Origin of the sequence: Burkholderia sp. 28_3 (genome assembly GCF_003253915.1) — a bacterium.
GTDB lineage: Bacteria > Pseudomonadota > Gammaproteobacteria > Burkholderiales > Burkholderiaceae > Burkholderia > Burkholderia cenocepacia.
Window position 1 is genome coordinate 117070 of record NZ_QKZF01000019.1, and the last position, 22795, is coordinate 139864.

Annotated in this window: 24 protein-coding genes and 1 tRNA gene; 13 read left to right on the top strand and 12 right to left on the bottom strand. The window is 68.5% G+C overall.

The genetic code is table 11. The features are described 5' to 3' along the window. Nucleotides 1–82 precede the first annotated feature (82 nt). Entirely contained in the window at nt 83–1300 is a 1218-nt protein-coding gene (locus DFS13_RS29955) for an MFS transporter (protein WP_012492273.1), read from the bottom strand. A 232-nt stretch (nt 1301–1532) separates the two neighbouring features. Between DFS13_RS29955 and DFS13_RS29960 the strand changes: the two genes are divergently transcribed. From DFS13_RS29960 to DFS13_RS29970, 3 genes are all read left to right on the top strand, one after another. After that, a complete protein-coding gene (locus DFS13_RS29960; RefSeq protein WP_111442470.1) occupies nt 1533–2192 on the top strand; it encodes a HugZ family protein in 660 nt (219 codons plus the stop codon). Nucleotides 2193–2548: 356 nt separating this feature from the next. Then, nucleotides 2549–2842: an H-NS family nucleoid-associated regulatory protein gene (locus DFS13_RS29965; RefSeq protein ID WP_006491875.1), complete on the top strand. Its 294-nt coding sequence runs from the start codon at nt 2549–2551 to the stop codon at nt 2840–2842. 256 nt (nt 2843–3098) lie between these two features. After that, a complete protein-coding gene (locus tag DFS13_RS29970) occupies nt 3099–4256 on the top strand; it encodes a cation diffusion facilitator family transporter (RefSeq protein ID WP_034201108.1) in 1158 nt (385 codons plus the stop codon). A 51-nt stretch (nt 4257–4307) separates the two neighbouring features. Here the strand turns inward: DFS13_RS29970 and DFS13_RS29975 are convergent, their stop codons facing one another. The 3 genes from DFS13_RS29975 to DFS13_RS29985 all read right to left on the bottom strand — a co-directional run bounded on the left by DFS13_RS29975 (nt 4308) and on the right by DFS13_RS29985 (nt 6158). Next, the gene (locus tag DFS13_RS29975) at nt 4308–4778 is read right to left on the bottom strand and encodes an Lrp/AsnC family transcriptional regulator (protein WP_006477376.1); all 471 of its coding nucleotides are present in this window, start codon (nt 4776–4778) and stop codon (nt 4308–4310) included. A 79-nt stretch (nt 4779–4857) separates the two neighbouring features. Continuing rightward, nucleotides 4858–5517 carry an exonuclease gene (locus DFS13_RS29980; protein ID WP_111442471.1) on the bottom strand — a complete coding sequence of 220 codons (660 nt, stop codon included), beginning with the start codon at nt 5515–5517 and terminating at the stop codon, nt 4858–4860. Then, nucleotides 5514–6158 (bottom strand): MBL fold metallo-hydrolase, encoded by a 645-nt coding sequence (locus tag DFS13_RS29985; RefSeq protein ID WP_006483678.1) that lies wholly within the window; start codon nt 6156–6158, stop codon nt 5514–5516. Before DFS13_RS29985 ends, DFS13_RS29980 begins: the two co-directional genes overlap by 4 nt. Nucleotides 6159–6813: 655 nt before the next feature. On the opposite strand from DFS13_RS29985, the gene DFS13_RS29990 reads away from it, so the two are divergent. Then, a complete protein-coding gene (locus tag DFS13_RS29990; RefSeq protein WP_006483675.1) occupies nt 6814–7425 on the top strand; it encodes a septal ring lytic transglycosylase RlpA family protein in 612 nt (203 codons plus the stop codon). Nucleotides 7426–7503: 78 nt separating this feature from the next. Here DFS13_RS29990 and rsmI read toward each other — a convergent pair whose 3' ends face one another. Then, nucleotides 7504–8391 carry a 16S rRNA (cytidine(1402)-2'-O)-methyltransferase gene (rsmI, locus tag DFS13_RS29995; protein WP_006483673.1) on the bottom strand — a complete coding sequence of 296 codons (888 nt, stop codon included), beginning with the start codon at nt 8389–8391 and terminating at the stop codon, nt 7504–7506. 46 nt (nt 8392–8437) lie between these two features. On the opposite strand from rsmI, the gene DFS13_RS30000 reads away from it, so the two are divergent. The 5 genes from DFS13_RS30000 to DFS13_RS30020 all read left to right on the top strand — a co-directional run bounded on the left by DFS13_RS30000 (nt 8438) and on the right by DFS13_RS30020 (nt 10896). Next, nucleotides 8438–8866, top strand: a complete 429-nt coding sequence (locus DFS13_RS30000; protein WP_012492275.1) for a YraN family protein — start codon at nt 8438–8440, stop codon at nt 8864–8866. A gap of 126 nt (nt 8867–8992) precedes the next feature. Continuing rightward, on the top strand, nt 8993–9577 hold the full coding sequence (locus tag DFS13_RS30005; protein ID WP_006497445.1) for an SIS domain-containing protein: 585 nt from the start codon (nt 8993–8995) through the stop codon (nt 9575–9577). Nucleotides 9578–9594: 17 nt separating this feature from the next. Continuing rightward, nucleotides 9595–10395, top strand: coding sequence for a BON domain-containing protein (locus tag DFS13_RS30010; protein WP_006483342.1), 801 nt, complete (start codon nt 9595–9597; stop codon nt 10393–10395). After that, on the top strand, nt 10392–10754 hold the full coding sequence (locus DFS13_RS30015; protein WP_006497443.1) for a c-type cytochrome: 363 nt from the start codon (nt 10392–10394) through the stop codon (nt 10752–10754). Before DFS13_RS30010 ends, DFS13_RS30015 begins: the two co-directional genes overlap by 4 nt. Before the next feature lie 66 nt (nt 10755–10820). Further along, nucleotides 10821–10896, top strand: a tRNA-Ala gene (locus tag DFS13_RS30020). An 89-nt stretch (nt 10897–10985) separates the two neighbouring features. On the opposite strand, the gene DFS13_RS30025 is transcribed toward DFS13_RS30020, so the two are convergent. From DFS13_RS30025 to DFS13_RS30040, 3 genes are all read right to left on the bottom strand, one after another. Continuing rightward, complete coding sequence (locus DFS13_RS30025; protein WP_111442478.1) at nt 10986–12383, bottom strand: enolase C-terminal domain-like protein; 1398 nt, start codon at nt 12381–12383, stop codon at nt 10986–10988. A gap of 62 nt (nt 12384–12445) precedes the next feature. Next, on the bottom strand, nt 12446–13786 hold the full coding sequence (locus DFS13_RS30030; protein WP_111442472.1) for an MFS transporter: 1341 nt from the start codon (nt 13784–13786) through the stop codon (nt 12446–12448). Nucleotides 13787–13920: 134 nt separating this feature from the next. Beyond that, nucleotides 13921–14973 (bottom strand): LysR family transcriptional regulator, encoded by a 1053-nt coding sequence (locus tag DFS13_RS30040; RefSeq protein ID WP_241308681.1) that lies wholly within the window; start codon nt 14971–14973, stop codon nt 13921–13923. Between the two features lie 40 nt (nt 14974–15013). Here DFS13_RS30040 and DFS13_RS30045 point away from each other — a divergent pair, with 40 nt between their 5' ends. From DFS13_RS30045 to DFS13_RS30055, 3 genes are all read left to right on the top strand, one after another. Then, nucleotides 15014–15745 (top strand): glutathione S-transferase family protein, encoded by a 732-nt coding sequence (locus DFS13_RS30045; protein ID WP_006497439.1) that lies wholly within the window; start codon nt 15014–15016, stop codon nt 15743–15745. 137 nt (nt 15746–15882) lie between these two features. Further along, nucleotides 15883–16515, top strand: coding sequence for a DUF2239 family protein (locus tag DFS13_RS30050; protein WP_006497438.1), 633 nt, complete (start codon nt 15883–15885; stop codon nt 16513–16515). A gap of 15 nt (nt 16516–16530) precedes the next feature. Continuing rightward, nucleotides 16531–17868: a carotenoid oxygenase family protein gene (locus DFS13_RS30055; protein ID WP_111442473.1), complete on the top strand. Its 1338-nt coding sequence runs from the start codon at nt 16531–16533 to the stop codon at nt 17866–17868. A gap of 13 nt (nt 17869–17881) precedes the next feature. On the opposite strand, the gene DFS13_RS30060 is transcribed toward DFS13_RS30055, so the two are convergent. Genes DFS13_RS30060 through DFS13_RS30075 form a run of 4 tightly spaced genes read right to left on the bottom strand, consistent with a single transcriptional unit; the run spans nt 17882 to nt 22142 of the window. Further along, entirely contained in the window at nt 17882–19048 is a 1167-nt protein-coding gene (locus DFS13_RS30060; protein ID WP_069353189.1) for an ABC transporter permease, read from the bottom strand. Between the two features lie 8 nt (nt 19049–19056). Next, nucleotides 19057–20211: an ABC transporter permease gene (locus DFS13_RS30065; RefSeq protein WP_006497435.1), complete on the bottom strand. Its 1155-nt coding sequence runs from the start codon at nt 20209–20211 to the stop codon at nt 19057–19059. A gap of 21 nt (nt 20212–20232) precedes the next feature. Continuing rightward, complete coding sequence (locus DFS13_RS30070; protein ID WP_006484506.1) at nt 20233–20931, bottom strand: ABC transporter ATP-binding protein; 699 nt, start codon at nt 20929–20931, stop codon at nt 20233–20235. 5 nt (nt 20932–20936) lie between these two features. Beyond that, nucleotides 20937–22142 carry an efflux RND transporter periplasmic adaptor subunit gene (locus DFS13_RS30075; RefSeq protein ID WP_006497434.1) on the bottom strand — a complete coding sequence of 402 codons (1206 nt, stop codon included), beginning with the start codon at nt 22140–22142 and terminating at the stop codon, nt 20937–20939. 358 nt (nt 22143–22500) lie between these two features. Between DFS13_RS30075 and DFS13_RS30080 the strand changes: the two genes are divergently transcribed. Further along, entirely contained in the window at nt 22501–22734 is a 234-nt protein-coding gene (locus DFS13_RS30080) for a hypothetical protein (protein WP_006494172.1), read from the top strand. The last annotated feature ends 61 nt before the right edge of the window (nt 22735–22795 follow it).

Consider the following 22795-nt stretch of genomic DNA (forward strand, 5'->3'; position numbering starts at 1 on the left):
AGCGGTCAACAGAAGGGGTGAAAGCGCGCATGCGGCAACGCATGCGCGCTTTCTTTTTGGGCCGGCGTGCGCAGCCGTGCCGTCAGATCTTCAGGTGCGACAGCACCTTCGGCGCGACGAGCGCAACGAGCGCCGCGCACAGCGCGACGACCGACAGGCCGATCGTCAGGTTCGCGGCCTGCGCGACCGCGCCGATCACGACCGGACCGAACAGCAGTCCGAAATACGCGAGCCCGGCCACGTGCGCGAGCCCTTCGGCCGCGTGGATGCCTTTCACGCGCGCGGCGGCCGCGAACAGCACGGGCATCATGTTGGCCAGCCCGAGACCCATCAGCGTGAAGCCGGTCAGCACCGCGGCCGGATACGGCAGCAGCAGCGCGCCGATCATCCCCGCGCACGCGAGCGACGCGCTCGCGAACACGAGCTGCGGCGCGCCGAAGCGGGCGCGCACGGCGTCGCCCGCGAAGCGCGCGAGGGCCATCCCGCCCGAGAACGCCGCGTACGCGGCGCTCGCGAGCGCCGGGCTCGCCGCGACGACGTCGCGCATGTAGACCGTCGCCCAGTCGTACATCGCGCCTTCGGCGATCAGCGCGATCAGTGCGATGCCGCCGAGCATCCACAATGCGGGCGAGCGCCAGCGGTTGCCGCCGCCGTGCGCCTGTTCGTGGTGCGGCACGTGCGGCAGCACGGCCGGGCTCGCGGCCACGAGCACCGCGGCGCTTACCGCCGCCGCGAGCGCGAGATGCGCGACCGGCGCCATGCCGGCCGACAGCAGCGCGCCGCCGGCCGCTGCGCCGGCCATCCCGCCGATGCTGAACATCCCGTGCAGCGACGACATGATCGGCTTGCCGAGCGCGATTTCGACCGCGCTGGCCTCGGCATTCATCGCGACGTCGAGTGTCGCCATCGAGAAGCCGAACAGCGCGAGCACCGCGAGCAGCATCCAGTAGTCGGGCACGACGAGGATCAGCGCCGCGCACGCGGACATCACGAGCCCGCCGGCGAGGCACGCGGTGCGCGAGCCGACGCGCGCGATCCAGCGCGCGATGGTCAGCATCGCGGCGATCGACCCGCCGGCGACCGCGAACAGCGCGATCGACAGCAGCCCGGGGCTCAGCGCGAACTTGTCGCGCACGGTCGGCACGTGCACGCCCCACGATGCATACATCATGCCGGCGACGAAGAACAGCGCCATCGACGCCGTGCGCGCACGCTGGCGGGCCGGCAGCGACAGCACGCGATGCGCGTCGGGCGGCGCGGCGAACGGGGACGACGATTCGGGGGAGGAGGATTCGGACACGGGAAGGCTCGTCAGGAAAATGCGCGGGCGCACGCGGCGCCCGTCGGACCTGTCCGATTCTATCGAACCGCTTACGATCCTGCCGGGCGATGGCCGTTCGGCCGATGCGCTGGAGAGCGGGTCGTCTCGCGGTGGCGCCCCGGTGACGGACTGGCCGTTCGGCCGATGCGCGGCACGCAGCGTGCGCGGGTAACATCGAAACCGATGCGCCCTTTCGACCGCAGGAGTCCCCTTGAACATCGATCCCGCCTTCGCCCTGCATCTGCTGCACCGCTGCGCGCTCGGCACGCTTGCCACCCATGCGCGCGAACCGCAGGGCTTTCCGTATCCGACCGTCGTGCCGTTTGCACCCGATGCGTGCCATCGGCCCGTGATCCTGGTGAGCGGCCTGGCCGAGCACACGCGCAATCTCGTCGCCGATCCGCGTGCGGGTTTCCTCGTCGTCGATGCCGGCGACGGCGACGTCCTGAACGCCGAGCGCGCGACGCTGTTGGGCCGGTTCGTGCCGCTCGGCGACGATCCGCACGTCACCGCGCGCTACCTGCGCTACGAACCGGACGCCGCACGCTATCTCGCGCTCGGCGATTTCGCGTTCTGGGCGCTCGAGATCGAGCGGCTGCGCTACATCGGCGGGTTCGGGCGAATGGGCTGGGTCGACGGCACGCAGCTCGATGCGCTGCCGCCGCTCGCGTTCGACGACGAGCAGGCGCTGTGGCACGCGTACGAGGCGGGCGACGCACGCCGCGACGGGCTCGACCTGCTCGGCGTCGATCGCCATGGCGCGGACTGGCGATGCGACGGCCGCCGGGTGCGCACGCCGTTCGACGCGCCGTCGGCCGACATCGGCGCGCTGCGCGACCGGCTGATCGCCTGCGCACAGGATGTGACGTGACGTCGCGGGTCAGTGATGAGTCCGTTTAGCAAACCGCGTCATGTGGTTTTCGCAAAACTGTCGTCCGATGAAAGCTTTGATTTTTTCGAATGCAGGGTAATTGCGTATGTTGATAGACCTAATAGTCAATCGCTAATGTCCTAATCTCTGTGTAGGAGCGTAAAAATTTGAGAAAAGGCCGCGGCCGGTCAAAATGACATGTGTGAATTACAATGGGTCTCGGTATTTTCATGAATCTCGCTTCTATCAAATCTTTTTTGTGCTAATCTCTGCCTTCGAAAATCCGAGGCACATATATTTCATGAATGGTGAGCTGGCTGCAGACCGGCGCCATTGGTCAGATAGAAAGGGAAACTATGTCTTCTTACAAGGACCTGCTGGCCCAGCGGGAGAAGCTGGAGAAGCAAATCGAAGAAGCGAAGTCGCGTGAATACGCTGAAGTGCTGAATGACGTGAAGCAGAAAATTGCCGACTACGGCTTTTCGCTCGCCGAACTCGGTCTCAGCCGCGCGAAGGCCGGCAAGGTCGGTCGTCCGCGCGCAGGCGTGGCGGCAAAATACCGCGATCCGGAAACGGGCGCGACGTGGTCGGGCCGTGGCAAGCCGCCGCGCTGGATCGCCGGCAAGAACCGCGAACAGTTTGCGATTTAAACGTTCGTTTAGGTTGCCCGCTCTTCAAAAGAGCCGCGTGTCCGTCGAGGAGCGCGGCTTTTTTGTTTTCCGGGCGCCGGCGGCCCGCTCGGCGCCGTCATAAAAATGTAAGAAACGTCGTGTGAATGAAAATGCGACACGTTCGTATAAGCGGTTGATTTAAATGAGAAATTTGTGGGTATTGGAAGGGCTTGCGGGGCGCTTTTGATAGAATTGCGTATCGCACACCGATGCGCACACCGATATCTCATATTTCATGTCTACGTTTTCCGGCGACGCGCAGAGCGCAGATAAGCACGCAGTTGCGCGCAAGAGCACGCTCGTCAGTATTGTCCTGAATGTCGTGCTTGCGACATTTCAGATCGTCGTCGGCGTGATTGCGCATTCGCAGGCATTGATTGCTGACGGTGTGCATTCGATTTCCGATTTGATCTCGGATTTTGTCGTGCTGGTTGCGAATCGGCATAGCGGTGCCTCGCCGGATGCCGACCACAATTACGGCCATAGCCGCTACGAGACGGTCGCGTCGCTGTTTCTCGGCGCGATCCTGATTGCAGTCGGTATCGGCATGCTCTGGCGTGCCGGCGATCGCCTCGTTAATCTCGAAAACATTCCGGCCGTGCATTTTTCCGCGCTGATCGTTGCGCTGACGGTGCTCGTGTCGAAGGAAGCGCTGTTTCGCTACATGCTGCGCGAAGCGCGGCGCGTACGCTCGGCGATGCTCGTCGCCAACGCGTGGCATGCACGTTCGGATGCCGCGTCGTCGCTCGTCGTCGCGATCGGCATCGTCGGCAGCCTGGCCGGCGTGCGGTTGCTCGACCCGATCGCGGCCGCGATCGTCGGCTTCATGGTCGCGCGCATGGGCTGGACGTTCGGCTATGACGCGTTGCAGGACCTCTCCGACCGCGCGCTCGATACGGCCGACACGGCCGAGATCCGCGCGCTGCTCGCCGCGACGCCCGGCGTGCGCGACGTGCACGACCTGCGCACGCGCAAGATGGGTGATGCCGCGCTCGTCGATGCGCACATCCTCGTCGATCCGAAGATCTCCGTCTCCGAAGGGCACTACATCGCCGAGACCGCGCGGGCGCGCGTGCTGTCCGACCCGCGCGTGCTCGATGCGCTGATCCACGTCGACCCGGAGAACGATGCGGCGCGCCGTCCGGCGCTCGCGCTGCCGCCGCGCGGCGAGCTCGCGGCGCGGCTCGAGGCCGCGCTCGCGCAGCGCGGCCTGCGCGCGGCGGCGATCAACCTGCATTACCTGAGTACGGGGCTCGAGGTCGACGTGACGCTCGACAGCGATCCGCGCGACACCGATGCGGCGCTGGCCGGCCGGCTCGACATCGAGACGCTGAAGCGCGAATTCGGCGCGCGCCGGATCGGCTTCACGCGCACGTTGCCCGCGCGGACGTGACCGGCAACCGGCAACCGTGAACGCGGCCCGCCGCGGGGGCGGGCCGGCGCGTTACAGCGGCAGTTGCGTGTCGAACTTGATTTCGCGCAGCACGACGCTCGTGCGCACCTGCGACACGGCCGGGATCTTGAAGATGCGCTCGTGCAGGAACACGTCGTAGGCCTTGATGTCCGGCGCGACGATCTTGAGGATGTAATCGGCTTCGCCGGTCGTGCTGTAGCACTCGGTGACTTCGGGGCAGGTCGCGATCTCGCGCTCGAACTGCTCGACGCCGCCTTCGTTGTGGCGCGTCAGGTGCACGTGCGCGAGCGCGCAGACGTGCAGGCCGAGCTTCTCGCGATCGAGCAGCGCCGTGTAGCGCTGGATCACGCCCGACTGTTCCATGTCCTTGATGCGGCGCCAGCACGGCGTGCTCGACAGGCCGACCTGGTCGGAGATTTCCTGAACGGAACGGCGCGCGTCGAGCTGCAACAGGCGAAGGATTTTTTGCGAAAAGGAATCGAGCGTCACCTGCGCCTCCATGCGGCAGCTACAACACGCTGAATGTTAGAGGGCCGGGAAAGGAAAGGCAATCTGGCGACGCGCTGTTGAGCGAGATTCGCTAATTTGCCCGCGGATCCGTGGGATTTTGTCCCGCCCCCGCGCTTTCCGACCGATCGGTATCCGACACGGCCAGGCCCGCCAGCGCGGCCTGCTGCCGGCGCAGGTCGGCGAGCATGTTGCAGAACAGCGTGCCTTGCTCGATCGCATCGTCGAGCGCGACGTGCGTGTGCGGATGATCGTCGAACCAGTGCTTCGGAAAGCGCGGCTTGATCGCCTTGCGGTACGGCAGGCCGGTCATCGCGAACGCGAGCGTCTTGATGTCGAGCGCCGACCACGAGAACGGGCAGCGCCCGGCGAAGCGCATCATGTACCAGAACATGAACGTGAAATCGAAGCCGGCCGGCATCGCGACGAACACCGGCTTGCCAGGCAGCGCCTCGACCCATTCGACGTAGGCGACCAGCGCCGCCTCGGGCGTCTGCAGATCGCGCCGGCACGCGGCCCATGCTTCCGGCTCGGTCTTCCACCACGCTTCCTGCACCGGGTGCGCGTGCGCGCCGGGCAGCGTCTCGAGGTTCGCCGAGAACGTCGCGATCAGCTGCTTGTCCTCGGTATAGGCGGCCGACGCGAAGCTCAGCATCGAGTGCGGACCGGGAATCGGGCCGTCGGCCTCGACGTCGGTGCTGACGTAAATTTCCGGGATGGCGGTCTGGTTCATCCGAATACCTTGTCGGACACGAACGGATTCGTGCGGCGCTCGTCGCCGAACGTCGACACCGGGCCGTGGCCGGGGACGAACGTGACGTCGTCGCCGAGCGGCCACAGCTTCTCCTTGATCGAACGGACGAGGTCCTCGTGATTGCCGCGCGGGAAATCGGTCCGGCCGATCGAGCCCGCGAACAGCACGTCGCCGACGATCGCGATGCGATGCGCGCGGCTGAAGAACACGACGTGGCCCGGCGTGTGGCCCGGGCAGTGATAGACCTCGAGCGTCTCGTCGCCGAACCGCACGGTGTCGCCGTCGTTCAGCCACTGGTCGGGCTCGAAGCTGTCGGCGGCCGGGAAGCCGAAGCGCTCGCTCTGCATCGGCAGCTTCTCGATCCAGAAGCGCTCTTCTTCCTGCGGCCCTTCGATCGGCACGCCGTAGTGCGTCGCGAGCGTCTTCGCGCCCGCGCAGTGATCGATGTGCCCGTGCGTGAGCAGCACCTTCTCGACCTGCACGTTCTGCCGCGCGACTTCCTGTTCGATCCGGTCGAGATCGCCGCCCGGATCGACGACGGCCGCGCGGCCCGTCTTCTCGCAGACGAGCAGCGAGCAGTTCTGCTGGAACGGCGTGACCGGAATGAGCGTGACTTTCATGGGAGCACCGGCGGCTAAAAGGAGCGATTGTACCGGTCGCGCGTGCCGGCTGCCGGGCGTGCGATGCATGCCGTGGCGCGCGGATGCGGGCATTCCCGGAGCATGTCGATTGTTACAGCCATAGCGAGAATCAATGGTGCGTCGGGGGTGCTTTTCGAGACAAGGTTTTGATTTATGTATAATGCGCCCCATTGCGCGTGAATTTCACGCAATTCGCTGGTGTTTCGGCCCCGTTAAATGAGGCGTCCGATTCACCGTCAAGCATCGGCCGCCGGGGAGTCCGGCGGTGTATCCAGCACCGAGCATTCGGTGCTCACGTCTTGTCCGGCCGGGTGCTGCGCGCCCGCCTGCGGCCCTGCTGCCGCGCCGCCGGATGAGGCCTGTGCCGCCGTTCCTGTGCGTTGGTCGTATCGACGCGCGCGAACGTGAAGCCATGTTCGATGGCGGCATGTGGGGTCTGGTCAGGCTGTTGGGGACAGGTTGCGCCAGACGTGAAAACTAATCAGGACGGTTGCGGCCTAGACGAACGCCGCGCCCATGCTAGCCGCCTGCTCGCCTTCGAGCGGGGCGTGCACGCATTTGCCGTCCGGGCCGCATCTCTGCGTTGTGTAGCAGCGTTGTATCGATGCGGCCCGAACCAGAAGGCGACACGTCGATGAATTTACGTTTTCCGAGCCGATTCGGAACCATTGCATTGTTTTTTGCGCTGACGGGCTGTGCGGTGCCACCCAGCCAGACCACCGGCAGCGTGAACCAGAAGAAGGCGGTCGACAAGACGGCCGCTGCCGCGAAGGCGGACGACGACAAGCAGCCCCTCAGTTTCGATTCCGCGCTGGCATCGATGCCGGCGGCCGACAGCAAGGACGCGAAGAAGTCGTCGCTGGCGGACGCCGAGCCGATCGACGGCAAGGATGTATCCGATTTCCGCCAGACCGGTCGCGCATCGTGGTACGGGCGGGACTTCCACGGTCGCCGCACCGCGAACGGCGAACGCTTCAACATGAACGCGTTTACCGCCGCGCACCGCACGCTGCCGCTGTCGTCGTACATCAAGGTGACCAACGCATCGACCGGCAAGTGGGTCGTCGTGAAGGTCAACGATCGCGGGCCGTTCAAGCGCGGTCGCGTGCTCGACCTGTCGTACGCGGCGGCCAAGGTGATCGGCCTCGTGCACGCCGGCACGGGCCGCGTGAAGATCGAAGGGTTGTCGCCGCAGGAAGCACGCGAGGCCCGCGACGAAATGTTCGCGTCGATCTCGGCGAAGTAACGCGGCCAATCGTCCGCTCATGCACAAAGGGCTGCCTTCCGGCAGCCCTTTGTCGTTTCCGCGCGGCGGCGGTGCGCGTCAGCCTTCCGTGCCTTCCTTCAGCACGAGCGCACGCGCATACAACGCGTTGCGCGATGCGCCCGTCAACGCGGCCGCGAGCTTTGCCGCGCTCTTCACCGGCACCTCTTCGAGCAGCAGCCTGAGCAGCGCGTCGTGCGCGGCGTCGTCGGCTTCGCCGCTTGCCGCCGGCGCACCTTCGACGACCAGCACGAACTCGCCGCGCTGCCGGTTCGCGTCGCCGGCGAGCCAGCCCTGTCCTTCGGCCAGGGTGCCCTGGAACAACTGCTCGTGTAGCTTGGTGAGTTCGCGCGCGATCAGCAGCCGGCGCGCGGGGCCGAACGCGTCGGCGAGCGCGGCGACGGTTTCGGCGATCCGGTGCGGCGCTTCGTAGAACACCAGCGCGTACGGGTGCGACACCAGCGCCTGCAGCGCGCTCGCGCGCTGTTTCGCCTTCGGCGGCAGGAAGCCCGCGAACGTGAACGCGCCGGCCCAGTCGCCGGCCACGCTGAGCGCGGTCACGGCCGCGCTCGCGCCAGGCAGCGGAACCACCGCGAAGCCGGCCGCGCGCACGGCGTCGACGAGCCGCGCGCCGGGGTCCGAGATGCCCGGCGTGCCGGCGTCCGACACATAGGCCACGCGTTCGCCGCCGCGCAGCAGCTCGATCACGCGCTGCGCGGCTTCGCGTTCGTTGTGCTCGTGCACGGCGACGAGCGGTTTCGAGATCCCGTAGCGGGCGAGCAGCTGGCCCGTGTTGCGGGTGTCTTCGGCCGCGATGCGGTCGGCGAGGCCGAGCACGTGCAGCGCGCGCAGCGTGATGTCGGCCGTATTGCCGATCGGCGTGGCGACCACGTAGAGCGTGGCGTCCGGGTAGTGCTGCGTATGCGCGAGTTCGAGGAGGGCAGTCATGGCAGGCAATGCACGCAATCGCGGCACGAGCGGAACAAGGACGGCATTGTGCCACGCGGCGCCGGCGCGGCCGGAGGGCGCGCGCGGTCGGCCGCGTTCGGGCGACAACTTTTCCGGCGCGGCGCGATCCAAACCGGTCGGCGCCGCGTTCGAGCAGCGCGCGCGGCAGTTTCTCGAGCGTCACGGTCTGGGGTTCGTCGCCGCGAACGTGACGATGCGCGGCGGCGAGCTCGATCTCGTGATGCGCGAGCCCGACGGCATGCTCGTGTTCGTCGAGGTGCGCGCGCGGCGCAGCACCCGGCATGGCGGCGCGGCCGCGAGCGTCGGCTGGCGCAAGCGGCGGCGTCTGGTCGCGGCCGCGTTGCAGTTCTGGTCGCGGCACGGCGCCGGTGCCGCGTGCCGTTTCGACGTCGTCGCGTTCGAGGCCGGCCGGCTTGCGTGGCTGCGCGACGCATTTCGTACCGACGACGCGTAGCGGCGAGCTGTGACGAGATGTAAAGAGTTCTTGCCGGACCCCCGGAGAGGGCGCCGGAGTACGGTAAACTCGCCGCACCCACGATGTCGCGCGAGTGGTGCCACGCGCCCAGTTCACCAGGAATCGATGTCAGTCGAACGTATTCAGCAACAATTCCGCGACAGCGCCGCGCTTCATGCCGAAGCGGCCGACGCGCTGTCGCTGCCGATCGCAGCCGCGGTCGATGCGATGTTCGCCGCGCTGGCGAACGGCAACAAGATCGTCGCGTGCGGTGACGGCCCGTCGGCCGCCGCCGCGCAGTACCTCGCCGCGTCGCTCGTCGGCGGTTTCGAGCGCGAGCGTCCGGGCCTGCCCGCGATCGCGCTGGCCACCGACGCGTCGCAGGCCGGCCTCGCCGGCGCGGCCGCCGCCGAGCAGTTGTTTGCGCAGCAGGTGCGCGTGCTGGGCCAGACGGGCGACATCCTGCTGGTGCTCGATGCGGGCGGCGCATCGCCGCGCGTGCTCGCGGCGATCGACGAGGCGCACGAGCGCGAGATGACCGTCGTCGCATTGACGGGCGGCAACGACCACACGGTCGCGGCCGCGCTGTCCGACACCGATATTCCGATCAGCGTGCCCGCCGTTCGCGCGGCGCGCATCCACGAAGTCCATCTGCTGACCATCCACAGCCTGTGCGACGGCATCGACGCGATGCTGCTGGGTGAGGATTGAACGAAGGAGAGCCGTCGATGAATCAAAGCCGCGTCAAACAGACGCTCGTCAGAACCACGCTGCTCGCCGCGCTGACGGCGGGCCTCGCCGTGTCGCTGCAGGGCTGTGTGCTCGGGGTCGTGGGGGCCGCGGCCGGCGGCGGCGCGCTGATCGCGACCGATCGCCGCACGCTCGGCGCCCAGACGGAGGATCGCGAGATCCAGGTCAAGTCGCTCACGCAGATCAACAACGGGCTGCCGGACCAGTCGCACGTGAACGTGACGGTGTTCAACCGCCGCGTGCTGCTGACGGGCGAAGTGCCGAACGATGCGTCGAAGCAGCGCGCCGAGGAAATCGTGCGCGGCATCAACAACGTGAACGGCATCGTCAACGAGCTGTCGGTCGAGCCGGCGTCGTCGCTGTCGTCGCGCGCGAACGACTCGTACCTCGAAGGCCGCGTGAAGTCGGAGCTGATTGCGACGAAGGGCATCTCGGCGAACTACTACAAGGTCGTCAGCGAACGCGGCAATCTTTACCTGATGGGCCTCGTGACGGTGGATGAAGGCAATCGCGGCGCGGAAGCCGCGAGCCAGGTGCCGGGCGTCGAGAAGGTCGTGAAGGTGTTCCAGTACGTGAAGCCGCAGGACGCGCAGGCGCTGCAGGACGCGTCGCCCGCGAGCGGCGCCTCCGGCGCGCAGGCGGCTGCCGCACCGGCGGACAACGCGACGGTCGGCGCGGTGCCCGACGCGTCGGTGCAGTCCACGCCGCTGCAGCCGCCCGCGCCGATCTCGAATTCGTCGAGCGTGCATCCGGGCAATCCGAAGGCGAAGGCGCAATGACGGGCATGCAGATCAAATCGATGAAACGCCGGATGGTGCAGGGCGCTGCGGCCGCGGCGCTCGTGGCCGGCACGCTGGGCGCCGCGCATGCGGACGTCGGCGACGGCCTGAAGGTTGCGCGCAGCAACGCGTGCATGGGCTGCCATGCGGTGGACCGCAAGCTCGTCGGCCCGTCGTTCAAGGATATCGCCGCGCGTTACAAGTCCGATCCGCAGGCCGTCGCGAAGCTGTCGAAGAAGGTGAAGGACGGCGGCTCCGGTGTGTGGGGCGCAATTCCGATGCCCGCGCATCCGCGCATGAGCGACGCCGACGTCCGGTCGGTGGTCGAATGGGTGCTGGCTGGCGCGCCGTCAAAGTAACGCGTTGGGGGTGACGTAACCCCTATTGCCAAGCGCGGAAATGCGTGTGTATGATGATTGACTGTTGGGGCGGTAGCTCAGCTGGGAGAGCGTCGCGTTCGCAATGCGAAGGTCGGGAGTTCGATCCTCCTCCGCTCCACCAACGGAATTCGAAAGGCCCGATCGCGAGATCGGGCCTTTTGTTTTACCGTGGCGACCGCGGCCTGTTCTAGACCGTCCAGCCACTCCGCCCTAGACCCGCCCCAAACTCGGCCGCTTCGGGTCATACGTCCACCCCGGCACCAGATACCGCATCGCGACCGCATCATCGCGCGCCGTACCACCCACCGCGTTGTACAGCGCATGCGCGGCCTCGACCTGCGCGATGTCCAGCTCGATGCCGAGCCCCGGTCGTTCCGGCACGGCCACCTTGCCGCCGACGATCGCGAGCGGTTCGCGCGTGAGCCGCGCATCGCCTTCCTGCCAGATCCAGTGCGTATCGATCGCGGTGATCGTGCCGGGCGCGGCCGCCGCCGCATGTGTGAACATCGCGAGCGACACGTCGAAGTGGTTGTTCGAGTGCGAACCCCACGTGAGTCCCCAGTCGCGGCACAGCTGCGCGAGCCGCACCGAGCCCTGCATCGTCCAGAAATGCGGATCGGCGAGCGGGATGTCGACCGCCTGCAGCCGCACCGCGTGATCCATCTGTCGCCAGTCGGTCGCGATCATGTTGGTCGCGGTCGGGATCCCCGTCGCGCGGCGGAATTCGGCCATCACCTCGCGGCCCGAATAGCCGCCTTCCGGCCCGCACGGATCTTCCGCGTACGCGAGCAGGTGGCCTTTCCCGCGGCACAGCGCGACGGCCTCGTCGAGCGACCACGCGCCGTTCGGGTCGAGCGTCGTGCGCGCGTCGGGAAAGCGCGTCTTGATCGCCGCGATCGCTTCCATCTCGTCGGCGCCGGCCATCACGCCGCCCTTCAGCTTGAAATCGGCGAAACCGTAGCGCTCGACCGCGGCTTCGGCCTGCCGCGCGATCGCGGCCGGCGTGAGCGCCGCCTCGTTGCGCAGCCGGAACCACGGGTCCGACGCCTGCGCCTCGTCGCGATACGGCAGATCGGTGCGGCGCCGGTCGCCGATGTAGAACAAATACGCGAGCATCGGCACCGCGTCCCGCTGCTGACCTTCGCCGAGCAGTGCCGCGACCGGCACGTCGAGGTGCTGGCCGAGCAGGTCGAGCAACGCGGCTTCGATCGCGGTGATCACGTTGTCGAGCCGCAGGTTGATCTCGTGCGGCTGGCGCAGCACCGCCGCCTCGCCGGCCGACGTCACCTCGTGGCGGATCGTGCGGCCGGCACCGGCGCCTGCGCCGGACAGCGCCGCGCGCACCGCGTTGAGCGTCGCCTGGTAGCGCCCGATCGACTGGCCGACGACGAGATCCGTCATGCGTTCGAGCGCGTGGCGGATGCCTTCGCCGCCCGGTACTTCACCGACGCCCGTATGCCCGCTGCTGTCGTCGAGGATCACGAGGTTGCGCGTGAAGTACGGCGCATGCGCGCCGCACAGGTTGAGCAGCATGCTGTCGCGGCCGGCGACGGGAATCACCTGCATGCGCGTGACGCGCGGGGTGCCGGCACGGCTGGATTCGGACATCGGTTCGCTCCTGGTTCCGGTGGCGTGCGGGCCGCCGGACGCGCCGGCGCGGCCCGCGCCGTTCATTGAAGCTCGACGCGGCGGATCTCGCCGACGACGAACAGGTAGCAGATCACGGCGACGAGCGCGTGCGCGACGACATAGACGAGCGCGCCGTTGAACGAGCCGCTGCGGTCGACGATATAGCCGATCGCGATCGGCGTCGTGATGCTGGAAAGGTTGCCGCAGGTGTTGAGCAGCGCGCCGCTCAGGCCGGCGATCTGGCGCGGCGCGGTGTCGGCGTTGACGGCCCAGCCGAGCGCGCCGAGCCCCTTGCCGAAGAACGACAGCGCCATGAACACCACGACGAGCACGTGCGAATCGGTGTAGTTGCAGACGATCATCGACATCGACAGCAGCATGCCGATCACGATCGGCACCTTGCGCGCGACCGACAGCGACCGGCCCTGCCTGAGCAGCGCATCGGACACGACGCCGCCCAGAATCCCGCCGAGGAACCCGCACACGGCCGGGATCGACGCGACGAGCCCCGCGTTGAGGATCGACATCCCGCGCGCCTGCACCAGATAGACGGGAAACCACGTGATGAAGAAGTAGGTGAGGGCGTTGATGCAGTACTGCGCGACGTACACGCCGACCAGCATCCGGTTTCTCAGCAGCGCCTTCACGTGATGCAGCGACGGGCCGCCGTTGCGTCCGCCGATCGCCTGGTCGATGTTGACGAGCGCGCCGCCTTCCGTGAGATAGTCGAGTTCCGCGCGATTGATGCCCGGATGATCCTTCGGGTCGTACATCGTGCGGTTCCACACCAGCACGAGCGCGAAGCCGAGCACGCCCATCACCGCGAACACCGACTGCCAGCCGAACGCGTGCACGAGCCAGCCCATCAGCGGCGCGAACACGACGGTCGCCGCGTACTGCGCGGCGTTGAAGATCGCCGACGCGGTGCCGCGCTCGGGCGCGGGGAACCAGGTCGACACGATCCGGCTGTTGGCCGGGAACGACGGCGCCTCGGCCGCGCCGACCAGGAAGCGCAGCCCGAACAGCAGCGCGAACGCGGCCGCACCGCCGAAGAAGCCGATCCCGCCCTGCAGCAGCGTGAACAGCGACCAGAAGAAGATGCTGAATGCGTAGACGATGCGCGATCCGAAGCGGTCGAGCAGCCAGCCGCCCGGCAGTTGCGCGACCACGTACGACCAGCCGAACGCGGAGAAGATGAAACCCATCTGCACATGCGTCAGGTGCATCGAACGGGCCAGCGCCGGGCCCGCGATCGCGATGGCCGCACGATCCGCGTAGTTGATCGTCGTGACCGCGAACAGGACGGCCAGCACGAGCCAGCGCACGCGGGTGCGCCGGGCCGTTGCCGACGCGGACGCCGGCAGCGCGTGAAGCGGATTCATGACTCGTCTCCTCCGAAGGGCGGAAGGTGCCGTCGTGCGGCACGCGCGTCGGTGCGCGCGTTGTGTGTATCGATGCCGCCGGCGGGAGACCGGGCACCGGACGCCGAGGCAGGCGGGGCGTCCGGGCCATTCTGTCATGTCGAAATTTGCGCTTTCATGCCAATTGCTGACTTGATCGATTCAGCATTTGAATCGATCGAATGGACGCATGCGGTCACGCGCGCGTCGTCCGGGCCGCTGCCGTGGTGGCGCGCCACGTGCTGCGCGAGAAACTCGACGGCGGCGCGCACGCCGGGCAGCTGGCCGCGCCGGTGCGGCATCAGCAGCGTCGTCGTGACGGTGCCGGCGCACCAGCCGGGCAGCACGCGCACGAGCGTACCGGACGCGAGCGCGGCGCCGGCGATCCAGTCGGGCAGGCACGCGAGGCCGAGGCCGGCCGTCGCCGCCTGCAGCAGCAGCGTCGATTCATCGGCCTGCAGCCGCAGGCGCGGCGTCACGTCGACGGCGTTGCCGCCGCACTGCAGCCGCCACGGCTGCGGGCCCGGGTGGAGCCCGTCGTGCTGCGCGAGATCGGCCGGCGTGTCGGGCGTGCCGGCCCGCGCGAGATAGGCCGGCGCGGCCACGACGACGATCGGGGACGCCGCGAGCGGCCGTTGCACGAGCGCGGAATCGGGCAGCGGCGCGAAATGGCTGCGCACCGCGATGTCGAAGCCTTCCTGCGCGATGTCGACGAGTCGGTCGCTCGCATGAATCTGCAGCAGCAGCTTCGGGTGCGCGATCGCCAGCGCCGGCAGGCACGGCGCGAGGATGTGCTGCGCGACCGGCACCGAGCTCGTGATCCGCACGACGCCGGCCGGCTCGGCGGCCTGCCGCAGCACCGCGTCGCGCGCGCTGTCGGCCTCGATCACGGCCGCGCGCGCATGCTCGAAGAATTCGGCGCCGACCGGCGTGAGCCGGAAGCTGCGCGACGTGCGATGCACGAGCCGCGCACCGAGCGTGCGCTCGAGCTCGGCCACGCGCTTGCTGACCGTCGATTTCGGCAGGTCGAGCCGGCGCGCGGCCGCCGACATGCTGCCGGCATCCACCGCCTGCACGAACAGGTAGAGATCGTTCAGATTCACTTCCCGCGTCCACATGAAGAAACGAAGGGTTTCGATTTTAGCGGCTACTGCGCCATCGTTCGCCATGGGAGCATGACGGCTCGTTCAACTTTCACGGAATGTCCCGATGTCTCCGATCCTTCTCTACGGTATTCCCGCCGGCTGCTCGTTCGGCTCCATCGTCGCGCTCGAATGGACCGGCCGCCCGTACCGGCTGTCGCGCATCACGATGCCGGGCGCCGTGACGAGCGACGCGTTCCTCGCGCTGAACCCGGTCGCCGAAACGCCGGCGTTCGTCACCGCGAACGGCGACGTGCTGACCGAAAGCATCGCGATCCTCGGCCATATCGGCGCGCAGGCGCTCGACAGCGGCCTCGCGTTTCGCCAGGGCAGCGCGGCGTTCGACCGGCTGAACCGGATGCTGGCGTGGCTGAACACGACGTTCTTCAACGCGTTCGGCGCGCTCTGGTACGTGTACGAACACGACACCGAAGGCGCCGAGAAAGCGGCGCTGCAGGCGTACGGTCGCGGCAAGGTGCTGAAGGCGCACCGTCAGCTCGAAGCGCTGCTCGAGCGCGGCGAAGGCCCGTGGCTGCTGGGCGCGCGGCGCACGCTGGCCGATGCGTACTTCACCGGGATCGCGCGCTGGGCCGACTATCACGCGGTGTTCGAGCCTGATGCGTTCCCGCGCGTCGCCGCGCTGCGCGCGCGGCTCGCCGACGATGCCGGCGTGCAGTTCGCGCACGCGATCGAGGAAAACCTGCCGCCGCCGGCGTCGTCGGCGTTCGAAGGACATGTGTCGCTCGACGACGCGCTGGCCAGCGCGCGCGGCATCGTGGTGCCGGCGCGGGCAGCCTGACAGGCGGCACCGGCCACGCGCGCGGCCCGGCAGGGTGGAATCCCGAGGTGATATTTTTTTACCCGGATAATATTGACATCCAATTAATACCCGGATAAAAATAGCGTCACTCCGATTCCAGCCTGCGGGCGACCACGATGACCTCTTCCACACTCCTTCCTTCGTACACGGCCTTCGACGGCCACCGGCGGCTCGCGTCGGGTCCGCTCGCGACGGTCGCGCTTGCCGTCCGGCAGGCGGCCGGCGACGCGATGCCCGGCACGATCCTGATCTTCGACGACGCGACGGGCCGCTCGATCGACCTCGACCTGCGCGGCACGGCGGACGACATCCGCGCGCGCTATGCGGCACCGGCGGCCGACGCGTCCAGCGGCGCTGGCGAACCGGCAGGCGCTGGCGCTGCCGAACAGCGCGGCCGCGGCCGGCCGAAGCTCGGTGTGGTGTCGCGCGAGGTCACGCTGCTGCCGCGTCATTGGGAATGGCTCGGCGCACAGCCGGGCGGCGCGTCGGTCGCGCTGCGCAAGCTCGTCGAGGACGCGCGGCGCACGCACGCGGCGGCCGACCGGCAGCGCGACGCGCAGGCGCGCGCGTATCACTTCATGTCGGCGATGGCGGGCGACCTGCCCGGTTTCGAGGAAGCCGCGCGGGCGCTGTATGCGAACGATGCGGCGCGGCTGGCCGAGCTGATCGCCGGTTGGCCGGACGACGTGCGCGACCATGCGCTCGCGCTGGCGCGCGGCGATCTGCCGCCCGCCGCCGAAGACTGCTGACGGAGCGCCGACGCGATGACCGTATTCGACCTGAACCGCGGCGCGCTCGCGCCGGTCGCCGACGAAGTGGACGTCGTCGAGCTGCGCGTGACGGGCGCCATTCCGCGCGAACTCGACGGCACGTTGCTGCGCAACGGTCCGAACCCGCCGGGCGGCCGCTTCGATGGCAACGACATGCTGTCGTGGTGGCCGGAGGCCGCGATGCTGCATGCGATCGCGTTCGACGACGGCCGCGCGGCCGGCTACCGGAACCGCTGGGCGCGCACGCGGCGCTGGGCGGCCGTCCACGCGCCCGGGCAGGCGCCGCAGCTGCCCGACACCAATCCGAACGTGAACGTGCTGCAGCATGCGGGCGAACTGCTCGCGCTGGCCGAGGGCGGCGCGCCGCTCGCGATCACTGCCGCGCTCGATTCGTTCGGCGCGGCGACGCGGCACGCGGGCATCGACGGCGCGATGACCGCGCATCCGAAGGTCGACCCGGTAACCGGCGAGCTGATCCTGTTCCGCGCGGACTGGCGCGCTCCGTGGCTGCGCTACGGCGTCGTGGATGCGCAGGGCGTGCCGCGCGTCAATCTCGAGATCGAACTGGGCGCGCCGTCGATGATGCACGACCTCGCGATCACCGAAACCCGCAGCCTGCTGCTCGACCTGAACGTCGGCTACGACTTCTCGCTGCTGCAGCGGGGCCACCGGATGCCGCTGCGCTGGCACGACGACCGGCCCGCGCGCATCGGCGTGCTGCCGCGCCACGGCGGCGACGTGCGCTGGTTCGGCGTCGAGCCGTGCTTCATCCAGCACGTCGTGAACGCGTACGACTGCGACGCGTCGTGCATCGTGCTCGACGCGGTGCGCTATCCGTCGTTCCTGCGGCTCGACGCGCGCACGGGCCGCTTCGCCGACAACCCGGTCGGCGAGCTGTGGCGCTACGTGATCGATACCGCGAACGGGCTGATCGACGAAGGGCCGCTCGCCGACGGCGGCATCGAGCTGCCGCGCATCAACGAAAGCCGCACGGGGCGCCGCTACCGCTATCTGTATGCGGTCGAGCAGCCGAACAACGCGGAAATGCGCGGCGTGATGCGCTTCGACCACGCGCGCGGCACGACGACGCACTACGCGGTGCCGGCCGGCGACCAGAACGGCGAGCCGGTGTTCGTGCCGCGCCCGGGCGGCGCCGACGAGGACGACGGCTGGCTGCTGGTGATGGTCTACCGCGCGGCGACGGATACGAGCGATGTCGTGATCCTCGATGCGCGCGCGATCGACGCGGGGCCGGTCGCGACCGTGCACCTGCCGCGTCGCGTGCCGGCCGGGTTCCACGGCGCGTGGGTGCCGCGCGAACGTCGAGCGTGAGCGGCGGCGCGCGTCACTGCGCGCGCAGCGCGTCGACGATCTTCAAGCGTGCGGCGCGCATCGCCGGCAGGAACCCGCCGACGAGCCCCATCACGAGCGAGAACACGAGCGTCTTCACGACGATCGCGGGCGTCAGCACGAAGCGGAACGACAGATCCGAGAAGGTCTGGAAGTTGGTCGTCGAGAACGACGCGAACTGCATCAGCGACGCGCACGCGAGCCCCGCGACGCCGCCGACGAAGCCGAGCAGCAGCGCCTCCAGCAGGAACGCGGCGAGCACGCTGGTGCGCTTGAAGCCGAGCGCGCGCAGCGTGCCGATCTCGGCCACGCGGTTCGCGACCGACGCATACATCGTGATCATCGCGCCGATCATCGCGGCGATCGAGAAGATCGTCGACAGCGTGATGCCGAGGATGTTGATGAAGGTCGACAGCGCCTTCGACTGGTCGCCGTAGAAGGTCTGCTCGCGCTTCGCCTCGTCGGTCAGCCGCGGGTCGACGTCGATGTCGGCCTTGAAGCGCGCGAAGCCGTCCGCGCTCGGGATGCGCAGCACCATCGACGAATAGCTGGTGCGCCGGAACGACTGCATCAGCTGGTCGACGTCGCCCCAGATCTCCGAATCGAAGCCGCTGCCGCCCGCATCGAAGATGCCGACGATGGTCCAGTCGCGCTGCGCGAAATGCAGGCGGTCGCCGAGCCGCGTGCCGCTGAAGCCTTTCGCGATCGCGCTGCCGACGACGATTTCCGACGAGCCGGGCGCGAACGGGCGGCCGGCCACGAGCTTCACGTGCGGACGCAGCGCGAGGCCGGCCGGCGATACGCCGCGGATCACGACGTTCGACGGCTTGCCGGTCGACGTCTTCACGAGCGAGATCAGCACAACGGCTTCCTTCGACACGAGCGGCCGGCCGTCGGGGCCGAGCGCGACGGCCGGGTGCATCTCGAGCGCGTTGGCTTGCTGATGGTCGATCGAACTCTGGATCTCGGTCTCGGCGCCCTTGCGGATCACCACCGCGTTGTCCGGTTCGCCGGTCGACACGAGCGTTTTCGTGAGTCCCGCATCGAGCATCTGCACCGTCGCGAACACGAAGATCACGAGCGCCATCCCGCCCGCGGTGAGCGCGGTGGTGAGGCGCCGGGTCCACAGGTTGCGCGCGATGTAGGTGAGCGGGATCGCCATGCGCGCCTCTAGCCGATCGCCCGCAGGCCTTCGACGACGCGCACGCGCGCGGCCTGCCACGCCGGCACGAGCGCGGCCGCGAGGCCGACCGCGACCGAGCACGCGGCCTGCAGCGCGATCGTCTCGGTCGACACCTTGAACACCGGGAAGATGCCGCCGGCCGCCTGCTTGAACAGGCTCGCGGCGGGCGGCGTCGCGAGGATGCCGAGCCCGCCGCCGGCCACCGCGATCACGACCGATTCGCCGAACACGATCAACGCGAGGAACCCGGGGCCGAAGCCGAGCGCCTTCAGCGTCGCGTATTCGGCCGTGCGCTCGCGGGCGCTCATCGCCATCGCGTTGGCCATCACGGCCATGATGATCAGGATCACCACGTACGACACCAGGCGGATCGCCGCGATGATCTGGTTCGACATCGCGACGAAGCCGAGCTGGAACGCCTGCTCGGTCTCGGTCAACGTTTCGGCGAGCGAGTTCTTGAACACCGCGTCGACGTTGCGCGCGATCGACGCGCCGTCGTCGGGGTTCGCGACGCCGAGCACGAACACGCCGACCTGGTCGGCCTGCTTCGGCGTGCGCTTGCGCACCGTCTCGTTCAGGTAATCCCAGTGGAACACCAGCTGGCGCGTGATCGTCGAATCGTCGCGGCCGTCGAGAATGCCGCGCACGACGAAATCCCACGTGCCCGGATAGATCGTGCCCTTCAGCGGAATCACGTCGCCGACCTTGAAGCCGAACTGCGTCGCGAGCTGGCGGCCGACGAGGCAGCCGCGGCGGTCGCGGTTGTAGTCGGCGCGCTGCTGCGCCGGCAGGATGAATTCCGGGTACAGGTCGAGATAGTTCTCCGACACCGCGAAGCTCGCGAAGAAGTTCTTCGGGTCGCGATAGATGCCGCCGAACCAGTTCGAGCGGACCACGGCCGTCACGCCGTCGACGCCGCGGATGCGGTTCTCGTAGCTGACCGGCAGCGGAAACACCAGCGAGATCGCGTTGCGCGTGACGAGCCGCCCGCTGGACGCGGCCGCCGCGCCCGCGTACCACGCGTCGACGACGGTGTGCAGCAGCCCGAACGCGAGCACTGCGATCGTGAGCCCGAGCACGGTCAAGAGCGTGCGCAGCCGGTGCCGCAACGCGTTGCGCGCGATCAGCTTCAGCACGTACATCGCGCGCGCTCCCGCCGCCGGTCAGCCGGCGTGCCCATCGATCAGCTCCCCTTTTTCCAGATGGACGAGCGAGCGCGCGGCGCCGGCCGCATGCGCGTCGTGCGTCACCATGATGATCGTCTTGCCGAGTTCGGCGTTCATCCGCTGCAGCATCGCGAGCACGTCGGTGGCCGACGCGCGGTCGAGGTCGCCGGTCGGCTCGTCGGCGACGATCAGCACCGGATCCGTGATCAGCGCGCGCGCGATCGCGACGCGCTGCTGCTGGCCGCCCGACAGCTCGGACGGGTAATGGCTCGTGCGATCGCCGAGATTCACCATGTCGAGCACCAGCTCGACGCGTTCGCGCCGCTCGCGGCGCGACAGGTGTGTGAGCATCAGCGGCAGCTCGACGTTCTCGAACGCGGTGAGCACGGGCATCAGGTTGTAGAACTGAAAGATGAAGCCGACGTTCGCCGCGCGCCATTCGGCCAGTTGCGCCTCGGCGAGTTGCGAGATGTCGAGGCCGCCGACGCGCAGCTCGCCGCTGTCCGGCCGGTCGATGCCGGCCACGAGGTTCAGCAGCGTGCTCTTTCCGGAGCCCGACGGCCCCATCAGCGCGACGAAATCGCCTTCGCCGATGTCGAGCGTGATGTCGGTCAGCACCGGCACGATCTGGTTGCCGCGCCGGTACGACTTCGCGACGTGGCTGAGCTCGACGAGGGGCGGCGGGGCGTCGTTCACGCGCGCTACTTCTTCGCGACGGTCACTTTCGCGCCGTCCTTCAGCTTCGCGTCCGGCGCGAGCACGACCGTGTCGCCCGGTTTCACGCCGCGCACCGCGACCAGCTCGCCGATCCGCATGCCGCGCGTCACGGCCACTGCGTGCACGCTGTCGTCCTTCACGACGAACACGACCGGCCGGCCGTCGCGCTCGACCACCGCGCTCGCCTGCACGGCCGTCACCGGCTGCCGGTCCTGCGGCGTCGCGGGTTTCGACAGGAATGCGATCTTCGCGCTCATGTCGGGCAGCACGCGCTCGTCGCGGTCGACGAAGCGCACCTTCACGAGCACGGTGGCCTTCGAGCGGTCGACGGTCGGCACGATGCGCGACACGCGGCCCGCGAAGCGCATGTCCGGCAGCGCGTCGAGCTGGATCTCGCACGGCTGCTCGGCGCGGATTTTCGCGATGTTCGATTCGGCGACGTCGGCCTCGACCTCGAGCGTGTCCATGTCGGCGATCGTCACGACCGCGCCCTTGCTGTCCGACGCGGACGAGAACGGCGTGATGTTGTCGCCGACGTTCGCATGCTTCGCGAGCACGATGCCGTCGAACGGCGCGCGGATCACCGTCTGGTCGACCGCGACCTGCGCGGCCTGCGCGTTCGCTTCGGCCGACACGATCGCGGCCTGGTCGCTGGCGAGCGTCGCGCGCGCCTTGTTCACGCGGGCCGTGTCGGTGTCGAGCTGCGCGGCCGGCACCGCGCCCTTCGGCGCGAGCGCGGACGTGCGGCGCAATGCGATCTCGGCGTCCTTCAGTTCGGCCTGCGCGACGCCGAAGTTCGCGCGGGACACCTGCACCTGCGCGCGCGCCTGCGCAAGCGACGCTTGCACGTCGTTGCTTTCGAGCCGCGCGATGATCTCGTCCTTCTTCACGCGCGTGCCTTCGAGCACGCCGAGCCATTCGACGCGGCCCTGGCCCTTCGACGCGACCGCGGCCTTGCGCTGCGGCACGACGTAACCGGTCGCATTGAGTTGCGTGTCGTTCTGGTACGGGTAGGCGGACGTGACGGAGGTGGTGTCGACGGTCGGCCGGCCGGTGAGGGCGAGGCCGGCGACGATCGCGACGACGATCAGCGCGGCGGCGACCGCATAGCGCGCCCAGCGGCGCCGGCGTGGCACCGGGGCGATCGGACGCCGGTCGATTTTCAGTTTGTCCAGATTGTGGTCGGGCAATTTGAGCGCCTCGAGACGGCGGGGGTCGTGTGACCGGCCGCGATCCGGTTTCCGGGAAAGGGACGGATGGACGCCAGTATAAGCGTCGCTCCGGCGCCGCGCGAGCCGGTTTGCGGCGCCGTGCGGCGGCGGCCCGTCGGGCCGGCCGGCGCCGGCCGACAAGCCCGCCCCCGGGGAAACCCGAGGACGCAAGCAACGTGTCAACTTGCCGCGAAGGCGGTGCGTTATGGAACCAGTGCGTCAGGTTTTGTCGCGACGGCACGGCGCAAGCCGGCCATGCGGCCTGGGGCTCCGATGCGAATGCCTCGCATCTTTAATTACCGGTACGTTTGATTTTTTCTCCGCTAAAGGAAGAACAATGAAGAAGACGCTCGCTTCGATCATCGCCGCAGCATTCGCTCTCGCATCGGTTTCGGCATTCGCACAGGCGTCCGCGCCGGCAGCCGACACGTCGGCCGCCGCTCCGGCACCGGCCAAGAAGGATCACAGCAAGCCGAAGCACCAGCTGAAGCACCACGGTTCGAAGAAGGGCCAGGCGAAGGCTGCAGCCGCATCGGCCGCTGGCACGAACGACGCAGGCACGCAGAACTAAGCGGTTCTGCCGCCACGGCCGGCGTTGCCGGCCATCGGTCGGCCAGCCCCGCATGCTTCGG